General features: G+C 57.0%; 21 protein-coding genes. 13 read left to right on the forward strand and 8 right to left on the reverse strand.

Features of this window, described 5'->3' with window-relative positions; translation table 11 throughout:
• Positions 1 to 420, forward strand: a 420-nt coding sequence (locus AMR42_RS20265) for a hypothetical protein (RefSeq protein WP_099532485.1), incomplete at its 5' end; no start/stop codon positions are given.
• Between the two features lie 240 nt (positions 421 to 660).
• Positions 661 to 2,367, forward strand: coding sequence for a chaperonin GroEL (gene groL, locus AMR42_RS05625; RefSeq protein ID WP_099532486.1), 1,707 nt, complete (start codon positions 661 to 663; stop codon positions 2,365 to 2,367).
• Positions 2,368 to 2,712: 345 nt separating this feature from the next.
• Here groL and AMR42_RS05630 read toward each other — a convergent pair whose 3' ends face one another.
• Both AMR42_RS05630 and AMR42_RS05635 read right to left on the reverse strand, forming a co-directional pair.
• Complete coding sequence (locus AMR42_RS05630) at positions 2,713 to 3,474, reverse strand: phycobilisome rod-core linker polypeptide (RefSeq protein WP_099532487.1); 762 nt, start codon at positions 3,472 to 3,474, stop codon at positions 2,713 to 2,715.
• A gap of 453 nt (positions 3,475 to 3,927) precedes the next feature.
• Positions 3,928 to 4,545 carry a phycobiliprotein lyase gene (locus AMR42_RS05635; protein ID WP_099532488.1) on the reverse strand — a complete coding sequence of 206 codons (618 nt, stop codon included), beginning with the start codon at positions 4,543 to 4,545 and terminating at the stop codon, positions 3,928 to 3,930.
• Positions 4,546 to 4,850: 305 nt separating this feature from the next.
• Here AMR42_RS05635 and AMR42_RS05645 point away from each other — a divergent pair, with 305 nt between their 5' ends.
• Both AMR42_RS05645 and AMR42_RS05650 read left to right on the forward strand, forming a co-directional pair.
• Complete coding sequence (locus tag AMR42_RS05645; protein WP_099532490.1) at positions 4,851 to 5,891, forward strand: hypothetical protein; 1,041 nt, start codon at positions 4,851 to 4,853, stop codon at positions 5,889 to 5,891.
• A gap of 154 nt (positions 5,892 to 6,045) precedes the next feature.
• On the forward strand, positions 6,046 to 7,434 hold the full coding sequence (locus tag AMR42_RS05650; protein ID WP_099532491.1) for an LCP family protein: 1,389 nt from the start codon (positions 6,046 to 6,048) through the stop codon (positions 7,432 to 7,434).
• 9 nt (positions 7,435 to 7,443) lie between these two features.
• Here the strand turns inward: AMR42_RS05650 and AMR42_RS21575 are convergent, their stop codons facing one another.
• The 3 genes from AMR42_RS21575 to AMR42_RS05665 form a co-directional block, all read right to left on the reverse strand.
• Positions 7,444 to 7,731: a KGK domain-containing protein gene (locus AMR42_RS21575; RefSeq protein ID WP_158234375.1), complete on the reverse strand. Its 288-nt coding sequence runs from the start codon at positions 7,729 to 7,731 to the stop codon at positions 7,444 to 7,446.
• A gap of 84 nt (positions 7,732 to 7,815) precedes the next feature.
• Positions 7,816 to 8,265 carry a KGK domain-containing protein gene (locus tag AMR42_RS05660; RefSeq protein WP_143472950.1) on the reverse strand — a complete coding sequence of 150 codons (450 nt, stop codon included), beginning with the start codon at positions 8,263 to 8,265 and terminating at the stop codon, positions 7,816 to 7,818.
• 44 nt (positions 8,266 to 8,309) lie between these two features.
• Complete coding sequence (locus AMR42_RS05665; RefSeq protein WP_242027906.1) at positions 8,310 to 10,274, reverse strand: DICT sensory domain-containing protein; 1,965 nt, start codon at positions 10,272 to 10,274, stop codon at positions 8,310 to 8,312.
• Between the two features lie 82 nt (positions 10,275 to 10,356).
• Between AMR42_RS05665 and AMR42_RS21350 the strand changes: the two genes are divergently transcribed.
• Positions 10,357 to 10,482, forward strand: coding sequence for a hypothetical protein (locus tag AMR42_RS21350; RefSeq protein WP_255407529.1), 126 nt, complete (start codon positions 10,357 to 10,359; stop codon positions 10,480 to 10,482).
• A gap of 115 nt (positions 10,483 to 10,597) precedes the next feature.
• Here the strand turns inward: AMR42_RS21350 and AMR42_RS05670 are convergent, their stop codons facing one another.
• The 3 genes from AMR42_RS05670 to AMR42_RS05680 all read right to left on the reverse strand — a co-directional run bounded on the left by AMR42_RS05670 (position 10,598) and on the right by AMR42_RS05680 (position 13,573).
• On the reverse strand, positions 10,598 to 11,473 hold the full coding sequence (locus tag AMR42_RS05670) for a glycosyltransferase family 2 protein (protein ID WP_099532574.1): 876 nt from the start codon (positions 11,471 to 11,473) through the stop codon (positions 10,598 to 10,600).
• 366 nt (positions 11,474 to 11,839) lie between these two features.
• The gene (locus tag AMR42_RS05675; RefSeq protein WP_099532494.1) at positions 11,840 to 12,613 is read right to left on the reverse strand and encodes an HpsJ family protein; all 774 of its coding nucleotides are present in this window, start codon (positions 12,611 to 12,613) and stop codon (positions 11,840 to 11,842) included.
• 147 nt (positions 12,614 to 12,760) lie between these two features.
• Complete coding sequence (locus AMR42_RS05680; RefSeq protein WP_143472951.1) at positions 12,761 to 13,573, reverse strand: HpsJ family protein; 813 nt, start codon at positions 13,571 to 13,573, stop codon at positions 12,761 to 12,763.
• Between the two features lie 453 nt (positions 13,574 to 14,026).
• Between AMR42_RS05680 and pgl the strand changes: the two genes are divergently transcribed.
• The 8 genes from pgl (at position 14,027) to argH (ending at position 23,254) form a co-directional block, all read left to right on the forward strand.
• The gene (gene pgl, locus AMR42_RS05685; protein ID WP_099532496.1) at positions 14,027 to 14,908 is read left to right on the forward strand and encodes a 6-phosphogluconolactonase; all 882 of its coding nucleotides are present in this window, start codon (positions 14,027 to 14,029) and stop codon (positions 14,906 to 14,908) included.
• A 137-nt stretch (positions 14,909 to 15,045) separates the two neighbouring features.
• Positions 15,046 to 15,792, forward strand: coding sequence for an FHA domain-containing protein (locus AMR42_RS05690; protein ID WP_099532497.1), 747 nt, complete (start codon positions 15,046 to 15,048; stop codon positions 15,790 to 15,792).
• Between the two features lie 155 nt (positions 15,793 to 15,947).
• A complete protein-coding gene (locus tag AMR42_RS05695) occupies positions 15,948 to 16,325 on the forward strand; it encodes a single-stranded DNA-binding protein (RefSeq protein ID WP_099532498.1) in 378 nt (125 codons plus the stop codon).
• A 612-nt stretch (positions 16,326 to 16,937) separates the two neighbouring features.
• Positions 16,938 to 17,576 (forward strand): transcription antitermination factor NusB, encoded by a 639-nt coding sequence (nusB, locus tag AMR42_RS05700; protein ID WP_099532575.1) that lies wholly within the window; start codon positions 16,938 to 16,940, stop codon positions 17,574 to 17,576.
• Between the two features lie 75 nt (positions 17,577 to 17,651).
• Positions 17,652 to 19,406, forward strand: a complete 1,755-nt coding sequence (gene ftsY / locus AMR42_RS05705) for a signal recognition particle-docking protein FtsY (protein WP_099532499.1) — start codon at positions 17,652 to 17,654, stop codon at positions 19,404 to 19,406.
• A 195-nt stretch (positions 19,407 to 19,601) separates the two neighbouring features.
• Positions 19,602 to 21,110, forward strand: coding sequence for a PP2C family protein-serine/threonine phosphatase (locus AMR42_RS05710; RefSeq protein WP_099532500.1), 1,509 nt, complete (start codon positions 19,602 to 19,604; stop codon positions 21,108 to 21,110).
• 235 nt (positions 21,111 to 21,345) lie between these two features.
• The gene (locus tag AMR42_RS05715; protein ID WP_143472952.1) at positions 21,346 to 21,693 is read left to right on the forward strand and encodes a hypothetical protein; all 348 of its coding nucleotides are present in this window, start codon (positions 21,346 to 21,348) and stop codon (positions 21,691 to 21,693) included.
• A 145-nt stretch (positions 21,694 to 21,838) separates the two neighbouring features.
• Positions 21,839 to 23,254 carry an argininosuccinate lyase gene (argH, locus tag AMR42_RS05720; protein WP_099532502.1) on the forward strand — a complete coding sequence of 472 codons (1,416 nt, stop codon included), beginning with the start codon at positions 21,839 to 21,841 and terminating at the stop codon, positions 23,252 to 23,254.
• Positions 23,255 to 23,266 lie beyond the last annotated feature (12 nt).

The raw sequence follows: 23,266 nt of genomic DNA on the forward strand, positions 1-23,266 counted from the left end.
AGCCAGCCCAGCGCCCCCAACGTCCTCAATATTCTGCGCGGGTTGCCCCAACCGACCACCGCCCCCGCCAACCGGCCCGCCATCTTTGCGGCCAATGCCTACGGCCAGCAAAGCCTGAACTTCCAGAGCAAATCCAACGCAGAAGCCGCCATCCAGTTCTATCGCCAAGCGCTCGGCCGCCTGGGCTACACCGAACGCACCACCAACACCACGATCGGGCAATGGGGGTTCAGCATTGTTTTTGACCCGCCGGCCAGCTTGGGCCTCAAACCCAGCAGCACCGCCCCGCGGAACACCCTGGAAGTGGGCGACCAAGTGACGGTTCAAGGCAGCGGCAGCCCCTCGGTGGTGTTGGTGTTGCAAGGAACGATGCTGTCTCCTGACACCATGAACACCAACATTCGCTTTGAGGAAATTTAGGGCGCGATCGGGCAAACAAGTTGAGAGATGGGACTTGAGGGAGGGCCTGAAGGACTAATGGCCGCTTTAACCCTGCGAATAATCCTGCAAACGCCACGCGATCGAGTGAGCGATCGGGAAAGCTGGGCAATTAATGGCAAGCCATAGGTTCGGTTAGCACTCCCTTTCCGAGAGTGCCAAATTTGCATACAGTCTTGGGGTGAACCATTGGTAAATCACGGATAGCGACCCCACACCCCTATGGTTAAGATCGTCTCCTTCAGCGACGAATCGCGCCGCGCCCTCGAAAACGGTGTTAACGCCTTGGCCGATGCCGTGCGCGTCACGCTGGGCCCTAAAGGCCGAAACGTTTTGCTGGAAAAGAAATTTGGCATTCCCAGCATCGTGAATGACGGCATCACGATCGCGAAAGAAATTGAACTGGAAAGCCCCCTGGAGAATACGGGTGCTCGCCTGGTGCGCGAAGTGGCCACCAAAACCAAAGATATTGCTGGTGACGGAACCACGACGGCCACCGTGTTGGCCCAAGCCCTGGTGCGTGAGGGCATGAAAAATGTGACCGCCGGTACAAACCCCGTGGCCCTGCGGCGCGGGATTGACAAAACCGTTGCCCGGTTGGTGGCGGAAATTAACGAGCTGGCGCAACCGATCAGCAGCAACGAGGCGATCGCCCAAATTGCCGCCGTGGCCGCCGGTAGCGACCCAGAAATCGGCAGCACGATCGCTAACGCCTTCGATCGGGTCACCCAAAACGGCGTGATCACCGTGGAGGAGTCGAAATCCTTGACCACCGAAGTGGATGTGGTGGAAGGGATGCAGTTCGATCGCGGCTACACCTCGCCCTACTTCGTGACCGATTCCGAGCGGATGATCACGGAGTTGCACAACGTGGCTGTGCTGCTGACAGACGGCAAAATCAATAGCCTCGCGGAAATTGTGAGCATTCTGGAAGGAGTGGTGCGCGATGGCAAATCGCTGTTGATCATTGCCCAGGATATTGAAGGCGACGCACTTTCCACCTTGGTGATCAACAAACTGCGGGGCGTGCTGAACGTGGCCGCTGTGAAAGCTCCGGGCTTTGGCGAGCGCCGCAAGTTCATGCTTGAAGATATCGCCCTCGTGGTCGATGGCCAGGTGGTGAGCGAAGAGACGGGCACGAAGCTCGAATCCTGTGATACCAGCGTTTTGGGATATGCCCAAAAGGTGACGATCACCAAGGACTCGACCACGATCGTGGCGGGCGATCGGGCAGATCAAGCCGCCATTGCCGCGCGTGTGCAACAGCTCAAGGACGAACTGGCCGCCACCGACAGCGACTACGACACTGAAAAGCTGCAAGAGCGGATCGCCCGCTTGGTGGGCGGTGTGGCTGTGATTAAAGTGGGCGCGGCCACCGAAACCGAATTGAAAGAACGGAAGCTGCGCATTGAAGATGCCGTGAACGCCACCAAAGCCGCGATCGCGGAAGGGGTGGTGGCCGGTGGTGGGGCAACCCTGATGCGCCTGGCTAAGCTGGCCGAAAGCTTCAAGGCCACCCTGAACGCGGAAGAGGCGATCGGGGCCGGTATTGTGGCCCAAGCCTTGACCACGCCCCTCAGCCAAATTGCCGAAAACGCCGGTTACGAAGGCGCTGTGGTGGTTGAAAAGGTGCGTAACCAGGGCGATCACATCGGCTTCAACGCGCTGACCGGAGCCTACGAAGACACCCAAGCGGCGGGGATCATTGACCCGGCCAAGGTGTTGCGGACGGCCCTGCAAAATGCCGCCTCGATCGCCGGTTTGGTGCTGACCACCGAGGCGATCGTGGTTGACAAACCCGAACCGAAACCCGCTGCTCCCGCTGGTGGTGATCCCATGGGCGGCATGGGCGGCATGGGTGGCATGGGCGGTATGGGTATGGGTGGCATGGGTATGGGCGGTATGGGTATGGGCGGTTTCGGGATGTAATTCCTGGCTCGATCGCCCGTTCCAGTTTCCCTAGCTGCGATTGGGCCCATGAAGATGGGCCCCACCGCAATTCCCATCACCCAAAAGCTTGTCAGCGCCCCAGCTCAAATACTGAATCAGCGATCGCATTGGCAATCGCATCAGCAATTGAGTTGTAGTTACTGAGTCTCGATTGCTGAGACGTTGAGGCAAACGCAAAAACAGAGGGCCGGGAATTATCCCGGCCCTCTGTTGCATTGTGGTGAGTTGTTGAGCTTCGTCCTGCAAAACCCAGGAACCGAGCAATGACTAGGGGCCCCAAGACCCTGACAGTCATCGCCCGATCGCCCCACTTAGCACTTGCGATTAGCGCTTGCGATAGGGCACAGCGGTAGCGATGTTGATGTTGGCCAACGGCGTGCGGGACACCACCGGCAGCGAGGGGGTCACCGCACGAGCCATGCCGAGGAACCCAGCGGGGCTGCCAGCGCCAACCTTCTTCTCTTGGGGAGTGAAGCGACGCACCGAGTTTTGCCACACCACTTGCGGGAAGCCCAGTTGGCTGCGGTGGTAAGCCTCGTAGCGAGGAGTCTTCAGGTTGAAGGGGGTTTCGCCTTCGGTGCGCTGGGGCAGCACACGACGACGCTGGTAAGGAACCGTGTTGTCGCCAAAGTTAGCGGCGTATTCTTCGCTATCCACCAGTGCATCGATAAAACCTTGCAGGCCCTTGGTGGGCAGCAGGATCGACCAAGCAATTTTTTCCCGCTCGCTATACACGTCGCGGCCCAAAATCCGCTGGACGCAGATTTCCACGAAGCGATAGTTGCTGTTGGTGTCCAGGTTCAGGCGGCGGAAGCTATCCGACGTGGCCAAGCCCCGGATGAAATCCTTAACGGTGATTTGACCGTAGCGGAGTTGCGATTCCAGGAAGGTTTGGCGGTTGTTAGCGATGTTTTGGTGCTCGCTGAAGACCTGGCGATAGGCCGCCCAGATCAGCTCGTCCATGTCACCGCCAGAGAAGACGTTTTCGATTGCGTAAATTTTCGGTTGCTCTTCACTGCCCACTTCGTAACCAGCCACACGTTGGTTTTGCGAAGAAGGGGAGAAGCTCAATACAGGAATAGCCACGTCAGAATCTCCGTAGTCTCGGTAGTCTCAAAAAGTCACGGGCTTTGTTAACGTGCGCTTGTTAAAGGCACATCGGCTGGCAGGAACCAACAAGGTGACGCTGCCAAATTTGCCATTTTTCAGGTTACGAGATTGCCGCGAGGGCAAGCACGGTTCCTGAAAAACGCTTAATAAAGCTTGACATGCACGGGGAGCCGCGCATGGTTCGCTGTGGGAATGGTGCGATCGCGCCTGTGTTGGCCGGATGGGGCCAGGCGTTGATCGCCCGGTCAGCAGAAGCGCCGAAGCACTCCACTGTTTAAAAGCATTGCTAGCTATCGCAAATTGTACCAAAGCGTTTCGCGTCGCTGGTGGTTCTTCACGAACCAAGTCGGATTCTGAGGAATTTGGCGGGCGATCGCCCCTCGATGGCCAACCCGGGATTGGCTAACCCGATCGTGACCCACTCAGGCATTACCAACCCAGGGCCGAGATTGCCTGCTCCCGATCGCCCCCGGCCGCCACCGCCGATTGATCACAACCCACCCGCACTTCCGTGCAGAACGTGGCCGTGTTGAAACCGCCAAACCGCTTCAGCACACTGGTGCGCATCCGTAAATCCGGATTGGGAAACCAAAAACGCTCCACGGAACTCATGGTTTCGTATTCCGTGGTTAAAACCATGCCCCCTTCCTCGTCCAGGTGATATTCACCGGCTACGGGAGCCGTTTCCGCATAGCCCCGTTCCCGCAGCAGCTTGCCCCGGCGATCGTCCGTGGCATCCGGCACAATCACCATCACCGTTTGTCCCTCGTGGTTGTCTTCTTCGGAAGCATCCCAGGCCATCAAGCTTTTCCAGGTCACCAGGGCCCCACCGGCCGCGGCGGCAGGGTCAATGTCATACATCTGGCAAATTTCGGCCAAACGCGGATCGGTGACCTCTAGCATTTCCACCTGAATTTCCGATTCGCCCACTTCGGCCCGCCGAAAGGCCAGGTGGTGGGTGACCCGCTGGGATTGCCATTGACCGGCGCTTTGGCGGAAATAGTCGAGGGCGCTGGTGAGCTGAGATGCGGTGCTGGTGGCGGTCATAGGATTGGTTTGCAAAGGTTAATTAACAGGTTGAGACCGGTTTGAAGTCGCTTGGGCAGCGGGCCAAAGTGGGATTCTTGAAGACGCGAAAGCGCGGTGGCAGAATTTCGGGTAAATGAATCGGCTAGCGAATGGGCTGATGAATGGTTTGATTAATCGTTAATTTTGAAACAGGTGGCGACCAGCAGGAAACCCCACTTTGGATTTTGCCGGAAATCTTGGGCTGAATCTCGGGATGATTGTCCGAATGGTTTTCTGAATCAACGGACGAATTTGGAATCAAGTTGGACAGTTGGTGAAAGACCATGCCCGATCGCCCCGTTGCTCGATCGACCCATGTTGTTGCTCCGGAAGGCTTGCCCATTCACTACCAACCGGCAACCCGATCGCGCCGGTTTTGGTGGGGAGCGGCCTTGGGGGCGATCGCCCTTCACGGGTTAGCCCTCTGGAGTGTGGGGCGATCGGGGGCCCAAGCGGGGCCGACGGCGGGGCCCTTGCCGGTGGTGCGGGTGACCTTGCCAGCGGCCGGTGGCTCGGCAACTTCAACGGGGCTGATCGCCCCTAATAATCCCGCTAATCCTGTTCCCGCTAATCCCGCGAGTGCTGTGGCGGCTAATCCGGCTGCTTCCGGTGCTCCTCCGGTCAATCCCACTGCGGGGCAACCGTTGCGGCCGTTGGCTCCCTTGCGGCAAGTGGATCCGGGTCAACTGCAAGGCTCGGGGGCCGCCAGCCAACCCCGCTGGCCCGGCGAGCCGACTGGTGGGGCCCCGATTCCCGATCGGCCCTTCAACCCCGACCCGATCGATCCGAACATGCCCCCGGACTATGCCGCTCCCGGTTGGCAAAATGCGCCCCCAAATCGCCCAATCGCCCCCAACCCTGCTCCCAATGGCACGGGGCCGAATCCCAATCGCCCGCCCGCTCCCAATGCCGGGAATTCTGGCGGCCCAAGCACCAACCCCAATCCAGGCCAGGGGGGAAACCAAGCATTCGGCCTGGCGATTGTTGGGTTAGAACTAACCACACCGGGAGATGGCAGCCCGATCGTCCAAGCGGCCGACCTGAGCCGCCTGCCCCAGTTGCAATCCGCGCCGCCGAGTTTGAACTTGCGAGACTACCCAGAGTTAGCCAATTGGGCCGATCGAGCGGTGGATTTACGGTTAGCCGTAATGGCCGATGGCTCCGTTGGCTTTGCGGGATTGCTGACCCCGGGTTTAAGTGCGACAACCCAACAGGCCCTCGAAGCCCGCGCCGCTCAACTGCGATTTTTGCCGGCTCTCACTGCCACAGGTCAGCCGATCGCCATCTATTTACGGCTTACAATGCGCTTGTTGCCCAAGACGTGAGCGCGATCGGCTAGAAAACTCATCCAAAGAGCAGGAAAAAGAACCAGAAATCACATTTTCTTATTAGTCCCAAATTCCAAATCCTAAATCTCAAATCTCAAATTCCATTTCCATTTCGTAAATTTCAATTCGTAATTAGGATCCAAGGTCAGCGTTGAGTCAGTTTTCTCCCTTCTCCTCCCCCACGGATCAACCGGTTCAGCCGCCCGCCACTCCCTATCCCGATCGGTTGGGGCGGTGGATGGCTGCCGATTGGCAACAACCGCGATCGGGCTGGTTGGCCCGCTTGCTGTTTTGGGGCATGGCCGGCGTGGCGATCGGCACGATTTCAGCCACCTTGGGAGCCGCCGCCGCCCTGTTCATGCCCCTGGATCCGGCCGTGATGCCCCTCATGCGCCACGAGACCCTAGAGCATCTGTGGCGCAGCGGGTTGCAATATCGCCTCCTGCAACCGCTCACCATTTTGGTTTTGGGGGTGGAGCCTTCGCCCGGAATTCCCCTGGGTGCGCCGGAAGCCTTGAATGGTCATGCGGATGCCATTTGGCTGGCCCGATTTGATCCCACCGATGACACTGTGACGGTGATGTCGTTGCCTCGGGATACGCGGGTGGTGTTTCCCAGCGGAGCCGTAGGCGCATTGCACGAAGCGGACAGCATCGGCGGTACGGCCCTGGTGCAGCAGTCCGTGAGCAACACCCTGGGCGGGTTGCGGATCGATCGCACCGTGCGGTTGAACCCCGAAGGCTTGCGAGAATTGGTCGATCTGCTGGGTGGGGTGGAACTGTCTGTGCCCCAGGCGATGCGCTACCGCGATCGGGCGGGACAACTCAAAATTCAACTGGATGGCGGTTGGCAAAGCTTGGATGGCAGTGCTGCGGAACAATTCGCCCGCTACCGAGTGGATAGTGCTTGGGGCGAACTCGATCGGGTGCAGCGGTTGCAATTGCTGTTACGGGCCCTGCGAGATCGGGCCCTCAGCCCCAGTGTGTTGCCCCAATTGCCCCAAATTGCCCAACGGGTTCACAAATACCTGCGCACGGATCTGGCGCGCCCGGAGGTGCTGGCCCTCGTTCACCTGTTGATTCAGCAGGAACCGGAGCAGGTGCGTCTGTTGCTGTTGCCGGGTCAGATGGATGCCAGCAACTTTTGGAACCCCGATCCCAAGGCCGTTGCCCGCCTGTTGGAAAGCTACTTTCCGCCCGATCGACCCGGCGTTGGTCGGCGCACCAAACTCCTCAGCGCCAGTGCCCGCGATCAATATGGTCAAACCTTCAGCCGCATTTCCGTGCAAAATGCCAGCGGCGATCCGGCCCGATTGGCGGCCGCGATCGCCCAATTGCGGCGGGCGGGGTTCCAGCAAGTGCGAGCGATCGATGCTTGGCCCCAAGTGCAACGGGACACCCAAATCATTGTCCAGGGCGGCGATCTGGATCTGGCTGAGTTGGTGCAACGGCGGCTAGGCTACGGTTCCTTGGATCGATCGGCGACGGGCGATTTAGGTTCCGATATTACGGTGCGCCTGGGCAGTGATGCCGCGCCCTAGTGTTGAGCGCTACTCGTCAGCCAACTTGCGAATTGCATCAAGTGGCGACTCATCAGGTTCATCCTCCATGAGCTGAGGCACATTGTCTGTATTGGTTGCAATTTCCAAATAAAACCTGACTTTTCCGCTCACCCAGTTTTTAGAACCTGGCCGCAGAATTCTGCATTCCAATCCATCCTTGAAAATATTCCACTCTTGACAATGCTCAGAGAAGCGGTTTCTTTGAGAAATTAATAGATCTTCAATTAGGCAAGTGTTACCGCCAACGAAAGGCAATTTCCCTTTATCGACTCGCAAAATATCGCCATTGTCTAGTCGATAAAATCTATGTGATTCAAAATCTATGTGATTCTGGCAACTTTTCTTCAGAAGTCATAAGAATTAACCATTGGCTAAACGACGAAGTTCATCGAGTGAAGATGACTGATTGGTCTCTACTTCTGAATCAATCTCCTGGGCCAGATCCAAGTGTAGTTCCAAGACGAAACGCAATTTGCCTGATAACCAGCTTTTATCACCAGGACGCAAAATCACACATTCAATACCTTGGGAGAAAATTTGATGACATGCATCTGTTGCACCGTACATGAAAAGCCGCTTGAGAACGACATCTTTCAGATCAGTCGCAAGACAAGTTTGTTCATTAATGAAGGGTAACTTGCCCTCCTCTTGACGGATAACATCACCTTCATCAACGATATAAATTTTAGCTGGACTCATGATTGTTTCCTTTTGCTGATCAACTTCAGCCTTGATACAGCCTTTACCTAAAATAATTGGCACGTCATATCGCAAATGCCATGAATCAACGGTTCGGTGGGCAGTGCCCACCCTACAGGCAACTGAAATTTATTGGGATTTAAGAGTCCTAAGGTTTAACCGATCAAGTCGCTGAGGGAACTGGGTCGATCGCCCTCAAAAACCGGGATTGTGAAGTGGAATTGGCTGCCGCGATCTTTGCCATCTGACTCGGCCCAAATTTGCCCGCCCAGACCGAGGATAATTTGCCGACAGATCGCCAGACCCAGGCCGGTTCCGCCCACGGTGCGCCGGAGGGAGCCTTCCTCTTGATAGAACCGATCGAACACGGTTTCCAGGCGGTTCGGTTCAATGCCGCGCCCCGTGTCCGTGATCACCACCTCGATCGCCCCGTCCAGGGTGGGGCCCGCCTCAATGGTCACGGCTCCTTCGGGCTGGGTGAACTTACAGGCATTGTCCAGCAGCTTGGACAGCACTTCCACCAACCATTCCCCATCGGCCCGCACGGGGGGCAACGCTTCAGACACTTGCGAGGCAATGCGGGGCAGTCGATCACGGGGCACGCGGGCCCGAACACTGCTGAGGGCCAGTTCCACACATTCCGTGAGCGGCAAGGCTTCCAGGTTCCAATTAACGCGCCCGCTTTCCAGGTGAGACAAGGTGAGAAAATCCTGCACCAGCACGCGCATTCGCTCCGCATCGCCCAAGGCCGTATCCAACATCACTTGGCGCAATTCCAGGGGCATATCCGGTTCTGAAGCCAAGCTTTCAAGGCAAACCTGGATCGTGGAAAGGGGCGTGCGCAGTTCGTGGCCGGTGATCGCAATCAGGTTGCTACGGGTGCGATCGAGCGCTTCCAATTGCTGATTGAGATCTTCAAGATCGGCGTAGGTTTGGGCCTGCATCAGGGCCGCACCCAACTGAGTGGCAACCGCATCCATCAACCCCGTTTCATCGGCAGACCAAAGGCGCGGCAAACTCCCGCAGTGATGCAGCTCGATCGCCCCCAACAGTTTGTCCCGATAGCACACGGGCACGATCGACCAGGAAGCGATCGCATACTGTTCCGCGATCGCCTGCACCAAGCCCGGTTGGGGTTCCTCATTCAGATCCAGAACGCAAACTCCGCCATGGTTCTGAAGGGCCGATTGAAAACAGTCCTGACTGATCAGCGGCCAGGATTGTCCCAACAGGGAGGGCACAGTGGCTCCCAGCATTTCATACTGCACCGTGGCCGTAGCATCTCCGTCCTTGCAGCGGTAAGCAATGCAGCGACAGGAGCGGAGAGCTTGGCCCAACTGGCGCACGGCCACCCCCATCACCTCTGAAGGATCCAAAGATTGGCGGATGGCTGAGGTGATCAGGTTAATTAACCGCTCCTTGCGCTCTTGGGTGGAAATGGAGCGATAGGCTTTCAGAAGCTTGTATTGCCCCGCTTGCAGATAGGTAACGAGCCGGTGGGCAAAGGGTTCTGGGTCAATTTCGGGCAGGGTGGGGCCGCCACCTTCGGAAAACTCGGCCAGGGTGCGATCGATCTTGTCACCCAACTCGGGGCGATAGGTGCGAATTCGCTCCAACAAGAGGCTGGCGGCCACCTGGGTGGCCTGTCGATCGAACGTCCAGACCCCCTCAAACCGCCGCACCCGATCATCTGCGCCAAAGCTGCCGGCCCGATCGGCCTGGGACTCACCGCCCTGGCGCTCCGCACAGATCAAACAGGCCGCGTACCGATCGCCCAACACCACCAAGTGCCACTCGTTGGCCAACGCATCGGTGGGTTCAAAGGCCACCGTTTCGTATTCCCCCGACGCACTGCGAAACTCCGCCTCCGGGGCCGAGAGCACATAGACCCGATCGCTCTGGTGCGCAATCCGATGGTAGCGGCGGGCTTCCTGACGATAGAACCGTTCTCGCTGAAAGCTGGCAATCACTAAGGGGCGATCGCCCGGCCCCGCCAACACCAAATCCTCGATCGCGTGGGAAAGGGCCGTCAGGGACGCTTTGAAATAGCTTTGGGTGCGCAGTTGCGGCAATTGGCCCAACAGCAGATCCAGAATTGACGCGGTTTTGACCCCAGCCAACCGCTGAGGCCCACCCGCCCGCTTCGAGGATCTGGAACGGCGGGCACGATTGATTGAAGAACCCACAGGAGGAGCGCCTTCCATGCGATCCGTTTCAGACATTGCTTTAGGACTTGGGCAGGGGCAAGGGGGCCGCAACCGCCGTTTCACCATTCTGCCATTGCCCGAGCGCCGGATTCGTGATTTTTGGGAATTTGCCGGGAATTGAATCCGGCATCAGTTTGGTGCTGATCCAGGCGATCGACCCCGAGTCTGCTGCTGGGCGATCGGCTGTTTACAGGCCGGCTGCTCACAGGCTGGCCGCTGAGAGCCGTTGACTAACCCTATTTTTTGCGTAATTTCTTGCCTAGGCGCGGGGTCGATCGGGATGTGGTTGTGCCATAGCGCATCTCCCAAGCCTTCAGCACAATCAGGTACTCGTAAAAGCTCTGGAGCACACACCAGGCAAATCCCCCGCGTCCATCCAAACAGCCCCCCAGCACAAAATACATATACACAAATCGCACCAGGGGGCGACAGGGCAACCGCAGGGACAAATTCTTGAGGGCCCGCCGCCTTGCCACCTCCGTTTTACCGAAAAATAAGTCGCGCCAAGACACGTTGCCCCGCGTCAGTTGGGCCAAGGTTTCCTGGGCCTCATCGGTGGAGTAGCGGTTGTGCTTATCCAGCCAGCGGCTCAGGCCCTTGCTGCAAGTGAAGTGGGGATAGGTTTCTTCTAAAAAACCCGTGGTTCCTTGCACCACCTCCCGCTCCGTGTGGCCGTAGTCATCGAACCGGACGGCATCTTTCCGAAACAGTCGCAATTGGTAGCGGGGATATTGGGTGCTGCGGCGAATCCATTGCCCCATGAACATCACCCGTTCGGCCACGTAGTAGGCCTCATGGTGGGCCCGTTGGATGGTTTGGCAACATTCCTGAAAGAGTTCAGGGGTCATCCGTTCGTCGGCTTCCAGGATGTAAACCCAGTCATGGCGCGTGGGAATGTGATCGAGCATCCAGGTGCGCTGTTTGCCGTGGCTTTCAAAGGCATGTTGCACCAACCGCACGGGCGATCGCTGGGCGTAGTCTTGCACAATTTCCACGGTGCGATCGGTGCTGAGGGAGTCAACGACGATGATGTCGTCGGACAGCAATGCAGACTCGATGCAATCTGCAATATCGATTTCTTCGTTGTGGGTGAGGATATAGATCGAAAACATGGTGATTTGAATCGGTGGGCGATCGAGCGGTGATGGCCGATCGAGTCGATGCACCGTTAATTCCGTTATGACTTTCCCAACAATTGCTGTAATTCGCTAACGAGTACTGCAATCAGGATGCTTCCTGTTATGGCGTGGCGAAGTCGGCTTTGTCTGTAAGTTGGTCTGTAAGTGGGGTGGATCATGATCAGGCTGGCCGCTTTTGGAAGATTGATCGCGGTGTTCAAGTCGCGATCAATCTCCAATCCACTCTCTCCAATTCAAAATCAACCTGAACTGAATTCAAACTGAATCCAATGGGCGAGGCGAGTCAGTTGGTTGAGTCGGTCAGTTAAGCCGGTCAGTTCAGCCAGTCAAAAGATTGCCCTAGCTGGCTCGGCTGGCCGGACGTGCGCGGGAGCCGCGTTTCGTGTAGCCCATCCAGCTCATGAACAAATAACCGACACCCAAAACCAGGCTGCTGAGACCTGTGCGGAGGGTGGTTTTCATGGAGCCGGTTTTGGTGCGCTGCACAAGCTCGGTCTTCCGCTTGTCAATTTCCTGTTGCCGTTCTTGCTTGAATTGGTTGAATTGAGAATCCAAAACGGCCGGGTTCGATCGCGCTTGTTCGAGTTGTTGCACCACTTGCGGCGGCACTTGACCGCTCTTGATCAACCGATCGAGTTCTTGGGGATTTTTCAGCAGGGTTTTCAGCCGATCGCGAAATTGCTCCGCCGGCTCTCCTAGCTGATCCAGGGCGGCCTTGGCTTGAGCTTCGATGTTTTCCACTTCCTTGGCGCTGGCCTTGTTCACGCCGTTGATGTAAATCGGTGATAGCACCAGGAACAACACACCCAAGGCGCTCGACAAAATCAAAACCCAAAGCCGAGGATTCATCAGCGATGTTTTCTTGGCGGAGGGCAAGCCCGATCGGGAATTCATCCACAGCCCCGCAAACAGGAAGCAAATTCCAACCATGGGCACAATGCCACGGCCCACAATTTCAGAAATGGTGTTGAGCAACCATTGAGGATTTTGCAAATCCGGCGGGAAGATCAGAATTAAATAGTCCAGCAGCGAGGAAATGACTAACACGGTTCCAACCACAATGGCAATCAGGGCGGCCAAAGGGGGCGAGGGGCGTTTACCAGCTTTCGTCATAGTCTTAAACTCTCAAACTCTCGGGTTGCGCAGAACGTCTGGATCGGAATGGTCAAGAAGGGCCAAAAAGGGCCAAAACAAGGGTCAAAAGATTGAGGTTCGCATCGAAATATTGGGTCGAAATGTTGAGTCGAACCGAAGGCGAACTTAAGCCGATCGACGGCGGCGCGGGGCAGGACGACCACCCGATCCCCCCAGCCCTAACCAGGCGATCGCCAGGTAGGCCACCGATAGGGCAATGCCGCTGGTTCCTGTTTGCACGCCCAACCGCAGGGCCGTGGTTCTGGCGCGGGTTTCTAGCTCCTGCCGCCGCGATCGAATGCGGGCCAGCAATTGCAGGGGAAAATCATTCACCCGCTGGCGAATCACCGTTTCCAAGTCAGCCGGATTTGCCTTCAGCCGCCGCATGAACTCCTTCTGGCGTTCATCAAACTGCGGGCTGTTAATAAATTCATTAAACCGAGCATCGTCTTGCAGCAAAAACTGCATCTGCTCCCGAAAAACCTGTTGCTGGCGCTGCAAACTGTTTTTAAATTCGGGTGTATCAATTTGTTTTTCGGCTTCCCGCGATTGGCGGGTAATGGCGGCGAGGGTGGATTGGGCTTCGGCCCGCACAGACAGCAGGTGCGTGGGGGCCATCACCAAAAACAACAGTCCCATCAGCGCCGAAAATGCCAGGGTCGCAACACCCACACCCCTACGCCAAGACCGGCTGACACCGGATTTGATTTCAATCCAGAAGCCCCAAAACAGGAGGCTGACACCCATGGCTGGCACGATGCCCCGATCGATCAATTGGCGGGTGGTGTCAATCACCCAGCCTCGGTTGGCAAAATCGAATGGAACGGCAACGGAAAGGAAATCAATTAATCCAAGGGCGATCGCCACTGCGCCCCCGATTTGCAGCACAACGGCCGCTATGGGGGCGGAAGTCTGGGAGGAATGTGTACTAGTCGTCATGGAGCGTCCTTAGGAAGCGCTGTTACAGAAGGGGATTACAAGAGCCGGCAGCCAAATCAGGAGGCGATCGAACCGGCTACCATTGCGCCAGGCCAACGGGCGATCGCAATGGGTTGCGAGCCACGATTGAGATCGAATGAGATCAAAAATTGCAGCCAAAGTTTTTGAGCCAAGGTCGGTCAAAGTTTGCGGTCAAAATTTGAAGTCAGCGTTTCATGGCTTTTCCCGTGCCCTATTGTTTCAGCAACTTAGGATAATCGCCCGCTGATTTCGATGAAATTTTACACTTCCAATTTTGGCTCCCAATTTTGGCTTCGAACTTTGGTGGATCTTAATTTTGGTGGATCTTGGGCGGGTCTTTCGATTAGCTGTTATTGAATTTCCGATCAATCGGTTAGGCTAGGGGAGTTGACCGGGCCGGGTGGCGGCTCGGGTCTTTAGCATTTTTCGATCATGACCTCAGCGTTCCCAGATCCTGCCAGTGGGGCAACGGATGCGGCTTCCGGGGCCGATGCCCGATCGGAGTCGGTGAATTCGTCTAGTCCATCATTCCCATTTCCTGCTGAATCGCTTCCGGCCCAACTGCCGACGGTGGAAATTTGGCCCGATCGCCCTGAGCTAATTGAGCGGGCTGTGGAAGTGGTTTTGAGTCAAATTGACCATGCCCTGAAGCGATCGGGCCGTTGCACCATGGCTCTGGCCGGCGGCAGCACCCCTAAGCCACTCTATGAACAGTTGGCGCAAGCGGATTTGGATTGGTCAAAGCTCTTTATCTTTTGGGGAGATGAGCGCTATGTGCCGCCCACCAGCCCAGACAGTAACCAGCGGATGGCCCGGGAGGCTTGGCTCGATCGGGTGCCCATTCCCGCCGTCAACTGTTGGCCCATGCCCACCGACGGAGCCAGCCCAGCGGAGGATGCGGCGCGGTATGAGGCTCAATTGCGGGCCTTGTTTTGCGACCAGTGGGGGCTAGAGGAAGACTTTCCCAGCCTGGATCTGGTGTTGCTGGGTTTGGGAGATGATGGACATACGGCTTCCTTGTTTCCCAACACCGCTGCTTTGGCCGTGCGCGATCGGTGGGTGACGGTGGGCAATCGGGGTGACGATCCCCGCATTACCCTGACCGTGCCGGTGTTGAACCAGGCAAGCTGTACGATTTTCTTGGTCTCGGGGGAAAGCAAGCAACCCGCGATCGCCCAGGTGTTTGCACCTTGTGACGATCCCACCTTGGCGGCTTTGCTAGACCAAACCTATCCAGCCCGATTGGTGCGCCCGGTGTCGGGGGAACTGTGGTGGCTGTTTGATCAATCGGCTGGAGAGCGACTGGAGTTCTAGGCGCTGGCTGATCGGTTCATCAGCGATCAAGCCCGGTGGTCTGGAGTCCGAAATCATCCGAACTCGTCCGTAATTGACTGAACGACTGAATTTTGGTTCCTTTGCTCCTTTGCAAGCGCCCAGGCGCGATCGGCTCCATGGTTAATTGTCCTAATTGCAATCACGCCAACCCCGATGATGCAGTAACTTGTGAAGCCTGCTTCACGGCTCTTCCCACTCTGCAAAGCTGTCCCCGTTGCGGTGCGCCGGTTCTGAGTGATGCCAACTTCTGTGGGCAATGTGGTCACAATCTTCAGGCGGCTCCCTCGATCGCGCCCTTGCCGGCCCCCAGCCCCGTGGCGGCTCCGCCTCCCTTGCCAGCGCCGCCTGCGCACCCCGACAGTGACGAAGAGATCACCGATCTCACACAGCCGATCGGGGCATCGCTGTTTCCAGTCAGTCCCGAAATCGAGCCGATCGGGTCTTTGGGCGATCCCGCCGAGCCGCCCACGGCCTTGATGGGAGCTACCCCCGAAGCAGCGCCCATCCCGGGAGCTGTGACGCAATTGCAGCGGACGATCGCCCGATTGGTGCATGTTCATAGCGGCGCGGTTGTGATGTTACCGGAGCAGATCAGTCTTATCCATTTGGGCAAACCCAACGATCGCGTACCGCCGGACATTGATGTTTCAGGATTTCCCCACGCGGAAGTGGTGTCTCGGATCCATGCGGACATTCGAGTGGAGGGCGATGCCCATTATTTGGAGGATACGGGCAGTGCTAATGGAACCTATGTCAACGGGTTGTTTTTGGCTCCGGGCAATCGGCATCGGCTGCGGCCGGGCGATCGCATTGCCTTAGGCAAGCATGATCTGGTGTCGTTTTGGTTCCAACTGGGCAGTTAAGCCTGCGATTAATCTTTTAATCTTTCTCGGTTGTCCCTACAAATTGCCTAGGATTTGCCTAGCATGTGCTGAGTATTTGCTGAGTATTCATCAGTATTCAGTTGAATTGGCTGTCGCAAGTTGCTTGAATGAAATGGCTGTAATCGGTAGTTACCATGAGCATCAATGTTGTCAATCTGGTGGGCCGCGCTGGCAGTGATCCCGATGTGCGCTATTTCGAGTCTGGATCGGTGAAATGTCGCTTGACCCTGGCAGTGAACCGCCCTTCACGCAATCGCGATGATGGGCCCGATTGGTTCAATTTGGAAATTTGGGGCAAAACCGCTGAGGTGGCCGCCAACTATGTGCGCAAGGGCAAGGAAATTGCAGTGCAAGGCAGCCTCAAAATTGATACCTGGACCGATCGCCAGTCTGGGGCCCAGCGGACTAGTCCCGTGGTGGTGGTGCGAGATTTGCAGCTTTTGGGTTCCAAGCGGGATGCCAGTGAAGGGGGCGGCAATGGTGGCGGCTATAGCGACTACGACGAATTTTGATCTGCAAATTAGTTTTTGCAAATTAATGGGGAATTGACCTGCAATTGGTCTGGGATTGATCTGAAGCATTAGCCATAAGCAGCGGTTGGTTAACATGCAATTCGGCGCTGCGACTGCTGATTAAGAAGGCTGTTTGAAACTTCAAATCTGACTATCCAAAATCGATCCTTTACTAACTCCAACAGTCAAAAAAGACAAGGGGCTTAAGCCCCTTGTCCCTCACGATCGCCCAATCAGAACATCAAGATTGAAGGCAATTTAAGGCGATTTGATGATGTGGTTTCGGCTCCCTTTCCTGAGGGTTGCTGGCCTTGGGTTTGACATCGCAAAATTTGACATCGCAAAAATCGCAAAAGACGTTGCAAGGGGCCCCTGAACAGGCGATCAAAACCAGCGCTCGAAACCAGCGATCGGAACAACGCTAAAACTCGTTAGGGCGCGTGATCGCTTGGTGGGTGAGTTCCGTACCTTGTCGGCGGTTCCGACCGGTGCAACACTTGAGAGCAATTAGCCGCCCTTGATGGTGCTGGCCGCGTGACGGATCGCTGTGCGGCAAAGAGCGCTATCCTGGGCGATCGCGCTTCTTTCACCCTGCATTTTCCCTTCAACCCCATGCAAGCTCGCCGAATTGCCCGTGAACTGGCTCTCCTCAGCATTAGCCAGCTCCCCAATAAACCTGAAAAACTCCAAGACCGCGATCTAAAAGATCTGTTGCAAGCGGCCGTGCGTACCCTGATGGCTGAGGTGCGAGAAACCCTGGAGATGGCCAGCTCAGAATTGCAACGGGGCAATGAGCGTTTGCTCAAAACGGAACTGTTGCGGGAGGAAATTCGGGCCAGCGATGCTCAGCGATCGGTGGCCATGGTGAAGGAGGCGATCGAGTTCACTCAATCTGCAATCAATCGCTTGGGCATGGCCGTGGAACTGCCGGAAATGCTGCAAGCGGCGGGACAACTGAACGTACAAGATTACGCTCTGGATTTGGTGACAAAGGTGGCTCGCTACCAGGCGGAGATTGACCAAACCTTGACGGACAGCATGGTGGATTGGCAATTAAGCCGATTGGCACGGATCGATCGGGATATTTTGCGCATGGCGATCGCGGAAATTTGTTATCTGAAAACGCCACCGCAAGTGGCGGTTAACGAAGCAGTGGAGCTGGCCAAGCGCTACAGTGAGGCCGACAGCTACCGATTCATTAACGGTGTGTTGCGCCGGGCGATCGACCAAATGAAGGCCACCCGTGCCTAGGGGCCGCGCTACTCTGTCTTTAACTTTTTGTTTCCTGGCTCCTTTGCCTTCCTGTCACTGCTAAGGTCGCGATCGATGGTTTTTAACTGGTTCCAACGTCAGTTTTCCCAAGAGAAGTTTTACGTTGAGTTTGACTCCGACAAGCCCACGGATGCCCAGCCCACGGAAACAGCCACGGAAACGACCCCCACGGCTCCAGAAGGGGAAGCGGAACCCGACCCTGAGCCTCAGTCCGAGCCAGAACCGGAGCCGGTCGCGGTTGAGGCGCTGACGGTGGAGTTGACCCCGGAGCCGGAACCGGAACCGATCGCTGCTTTGGAATCGGAGCCAGAACCGGAGCCGGAGTCGATCGCCCCAGAGTCGATCGCCCCAGAGCCAGAAGTAACCGAACCAGAATTACCGGAACCAACCGAGCCAGAATCAACACCGGAGCCGGAACCGATCGCCGCACCGGTTGCGCCCGTGGCTGCTCCCCGGTTGGTGGCTGAAGCGCCGGAACCCGCCCCAGAGCCGGAACCAGTGATAACGGCTCCTTCCAACGCGGATGAGTTGTTGCAGTGGGCCAAAGCGGCTTACCAAAACCTTCAGCAACCGCCAGTTACCCCAGAGCCGGAACCGGAACCCGTTGAGCCAACGGAGCCGATCGCGGCAGCTAGCCCCACCCTTCCGGAGTCGGCTTCCTTGCTGGAGCGGGCCGAGGCTGATCGCGCGGAACGGCTGGAACGGGTCAAGGCCGAGGCGATTGTGGAACCGGAACCGGAGCCGGAACCCTTGGCCGAAGCGGAACCGGCAGCCCTGCCACCGGGGGCGATCGTTTTTGATGAAAACTTCCTGTGGTCGGCGGAAATTTTGGCGGCCCAGGGTCGTCGCCCGGAAGACATTTCCGCCGAGGAAATTGAGTGGCTCACCCGTTTGCGCCAAGGGCTAGACAAAACCCGCCGCGGCCTGGTGAATCAGCTCAAGTCCTTGGTTGGTCAGGGGCCGCTGAATGCGGATGCGGTTGAAGAAATCGAAGCCCTGCTGCTCCAGGCCGATGCGGGCGTGGAAGCGACGGATGCGATCATTGGCGCTTTGCAAGACAAGGTGCGCGAAGAAGCCCTGCCCCCCGAAGCGGCGATCGCCTACTTGAAACAGATCTTGCGGGATTTGCTCGATCGCCCCATCCGTGAGGCGGGCGCAGATACCTTGCCCCTATTGGCTCCCGAAAAAGGCAAGCTGAATATTTGGCTGATTGTGGGTGTGAATGGCGCAGGCAAAACCACCACAATCGGGAAGTTGGCCCGCCTGGGCAGCAAGTCCGGTTACCGCTGTCTGATTGCGGCGGGGGACACCTTCCGGGCCGCCGCCGTGGAGCAGGTGAAAGTTTGGGGCGATCGAGCCGGTGTGGAAACGATCGCCAACCCCGGCAAAAACACCGACCCCGCCGCCGTGGTTTTCGATGCGATTACCGCCGCCACTGCCCGCGAAACGGAATTGCTGTTGGTGGACACCGCTGGCCGTCTGCAAAACAAAAAGAATTTGATGGATGAGCTGGCTAAAATTCGCCGGATCATCGACAAGCAGGCCCCCGGCGCGATCGTGGAGTCGCTGTTGGTTTTGGATGCCACCCAAGGACAAAACGGCCTTCAGCAAGCTAAGGTCTTTGCAGAAGCTGCTAAACTGAGCGGCGTAGTCCTCACTAAACTCGACAGCACCGCTAAGGGGGGGATTGCCCTGGCGATCGCCCAGCAGCTCAATCTCCCCATCCGGTTCATTGGTGCGGGGGAAAGCATTGAAGCGCTGCGCCCCTTCTCTAGCTACGAATTTGTAGAGGCGCTGCTCAACGGTTAGGCGATGGTTAGTCAACGGGTAGTCCGTGGCAATTGGGGGGGTGGGATTGACCAACAAAACCCAACACCCGATCGAACAGTCCTACTGACAAGCCCTCTCTGAATTCTGTTGTTTTGTTGGCAGTCCAGTGATTTGGCGCTACCATAGCTAACTCAAAACTGGGCGCTCTGGCACGATCGCTCATCGATCCTTGAAATGTCCGCTGCCCCTGCCCCTCACACCTCATCGCAACCTCCTGACCCGGCTGATCTGTTAGCGGCGGGCGACAATACCCCTGTCTTTGCCCTGAAGGAACTGGTTGCCCGTCTCAACCGCGAACAATACAAAGTCCAAGACCTGCTCAGTTCCCTGGGGTTTGCCCTCCGGAGCTTCAAAAATCTGAATCAGTTTCTGGAACTGATTCCCTTGATTGCCACCCGAGTTGCCGATGCGGACGGCGGGGCTTTGGTGCTGTTTCGGCCCAATGGGCAAGTGCGCCTAGAACAGTTGCACTGTCAGGAGTTAGGGGATCACCGCTGTCAGGTGCGGCCCATCCGGCGGGCCCTGGAGTTGGCCACGCGCAAGGTGACAGGGGTGCTGACGGCCAATGCCACCAAGGATCACAAGGTGGAATTTGATCCCGGCGCGATCGCCCTGTTGGATCAAACCGTGGCCGATTCCTTGGGAGCCGGTGTGCGGGTTTTTGGGGCATCCATTTTGGTGAACGAGGTGGAGCGGGGCCGGCTCTATGCCTTCTGTTGTGCGCCGGATTTTGCCTGGACTTCCAAGCGCCAAAAACTGGTGCGATTGGTGGCAGATCAAACGGCCGTGGCGATCGACAATGCCGACTTAACCGTCGAGCTGCGGAAAAAGGAACGGCTCGATCGGGAATTGGAAATTGGGGCCGAAATTCAACTGCGGTTGCTGCCGCGCCAATATCCCAAAATCCAAGGTGTTGATCTGGCGGCCCGTTGCGAAACGGCCGATCGGGTGGGTGGCGATTATTACGACTTCATCCCCGTTTGTCGCAATGGCTCCCCCAGCCTGGGTCGCAACGCTCAAACAAAACTCGGCGGCACGGAAACCACCCCCTGGAGCATCGCGATCGGGGATGTGATGGGCAAAGGCGTGCCCGCTGGCCTGATCATGACCATGACCCGGGGCATGTTGCGGGCTGAGGTGCTGAACGGCCATTCCCCCGCACGAATTTTGCACCATCTGAATCGGGTGATGTATGCGGACTTGGAAAATTCCCACCGGTTCGTCACCCTGTTTTATTCGGAATATGACCCGAAAACGCGGATTTTGTCCTACAGCAACGCGGCCCATAACCCACCGCTGCTTTGGCAATCGCGATCGGATCAAATCGTGGCTCTAGATACCGAAGGCATGTTGATTGGCCTAGATGCCAACAGTGAATTCAACGATGCCCAAATTCAGCTTTATCCGGGCGACACGATCATCTTTTTCACCGATGGCTTCACCGATGCGGCTGATCCCCGTGGCCAACGGTTTGAGGAAGATCGCCTGCGGGATGGGTTTTATTGGGCTTGCCACAACTACGACAACGCCCAAGGAATTCTGAATCACTTGTTCGATCGGGTGCAGGAGTTCATCGGCTCCGAAAATCGCAATTCCGACGACATGACCGGCATTGTTCTGCGCATTACCCAGGAACCGCAACTGCCAGACTTACCGCGATCGACCGCCATGCAGTTAGTCTGAGGCAAGATTCAGGAATATTTTGGAGAGTTAATCAACTTTGCTAAAGAGCAGCGTTTGCTGAAGAGCAGCGAGTATTTCCCAGGCAGATTGCCCACTGGGTTTGCAGGTCAGGCTCCCCAGCCAGAACTCCTGACGATTGACCAAATCGGTTGAATTTTCTCGCAAACTGGTTACTGTGGAAGCACTCAACCCGAGGGGGGTGCCCTGAAGGATCGTTGTCGCAGAGGTAGTGATTATGCGTCATCCCATGGATTATGAAACGTCTTCCCAACCGCCCGTTAATTCCACTGGGCGACGGCGCTGGCTGCGGTTCGATCGACGATCGAGCTGGGTCAGCACCTTGCTTTGGGCTGTGATTGGCTGCTTAGTGGTGTTCCTGCTGGGCAGCTTGGCCCAAGGGGCGATGGCCGGCGGCCCCAGCCTGGCCCATCCCACCCTGTTTGCGGCTCAGTTTGAAACTCCCGATTTCATGGGTCAAATCCAGCGATTTTGGTCTCATTTTGTGCAAACGGGGCAAATTTGGGCCCTGTTGATCGGTCTCGTGTTGGGATACATCATTCGCCAAGCCACCACCTACGGCTAAGGAAGATGGCGCTTCGATGGCGGGCAGCAAGCTTTGGATTGTCGTCGCAATAAGCACATTTCCTTAACGTTGGCATGGGATACTGATTGCCGTTCCTGATTGCCACTTTTGACTGTCGTGAGCGGCGGTCGATCCTTTGCCCACCATGAGCAATTCCAGCCAAACCCAAACCTGGAGTCAACGTTTTGAAAGCGCGTTGCATCCGGCGATCGCCCGTTTTAATGCCAGTATCGGGTTTGATATTGAACTAATTGAATATGACTTGACCGGTTCCCAGGCCCATGCCCGGATGTTGGGTCACCAGGGGATTATTGCCCCCGAGGAAGCCGAGCAAATTGTGGCGGGTTTAGAGCAAATTCGCCAGGAATATCGCGCCGGTCAGTTCAACCCGGGTGTGGAAGCGGAGGATGTCCACTTTGCGGTGGAACGACGGCTCACGGAACTGATTGGCGATGCGGGCAAAAAGCTGCACACGGCTCGATCGCGCAATGATCAGGTGGGAACCGATACGCGCCTGTATTTGCGAAACCAAATTGACCAAATTCGCCAGCAATTGCTTGATTTCCAAGGATCCCTGCTGACTTTGGCGGAAACCTATGTGGAAACGCCGATTCCGGGCTATACCCATCTGCAACGGGCCCAACCGGTGAGCCTCGCCCATCACCTGCTGGCCTATGTGGAAATGACGGCTCGCGACTGGGAACGGTTGGGCGAAATTCGCCGCCGCACCAATCTTTGTCCCTTGGGAAGCGGGGCCCTGGCGGGCACAACGTTCCCGATCGACCGCCACTACACCGCCCAACTGCTGGGGTTCGATCGCCCCTACGCCAATAGCCTCGATGGGGTGAGCGATCGGGACTTTGCCGTGGAGTTCCTCTGCGCCGCCAGCCTGATCATGGTTCACTTGTCGCGCCTCTCCGAGGAAGTGATCCTCTGGTGTTCTGAAGAATTTGGGTTTGTGAAACTGGGCGACACCTGCTCCACCGGTTCCAGCATCATGCCCCAAAAGAAAAACCCTGACGTGCCGGAGTTGGTGCGCGGCAAAACCGGGCGCGTGTTTGGCCATCTCCAAGCCCTGTTGGTGCTGATGAAGGGCTTGCCCCTGGCCTACAACAAAGACCTGCAAGAGGATAAAGAAGCGCTCTTTGACACGGTGAAGACGGTTCAAGGCTGCTTGGAAGCCATGACCATTCTGTTCTCCGAAGGATTGAGCTTCCGCACGGCTCGGTTGGAAGCGGCCGTCAGCGAAGATTTCTCGAATGCGACGGATGTGGCTGATTACTTGGCCGCCAAGGGCGTACCCTTCCGGGAAGCTTACAACCTGGTGGGCAAGGTGGTGCGCACCTGTTTGGAAGCGGGCAAGCTGCTGAAGGATCTGACCCTCGAAGAATGGCAGGCGCTGCACCCGGCGTTTGAGGCCGATATCTATGGGGCGATCGCGCCTCAGCAGGTGATTGCCGCCCGCAATAGCTTTGGGGGAACGGGGTTTGCGCAGGTGCGAGAGGCCTTGACCGCCGCCCGCGATCGACATCAGACTGCGATCGCTGCTCCACAGGGTTAATCAAGGGTTCAT

The sequence above is a fragment of the Limnothrix sp. PR1529 genome (genome assembly GCF_002742025.1).
Classification (GTDB): domain Bacteria; phylum Cyanobacteriota; class Cyanobacteriia; order CACIAM-69d; family CACIAM-69d; genus CACIAM-69d.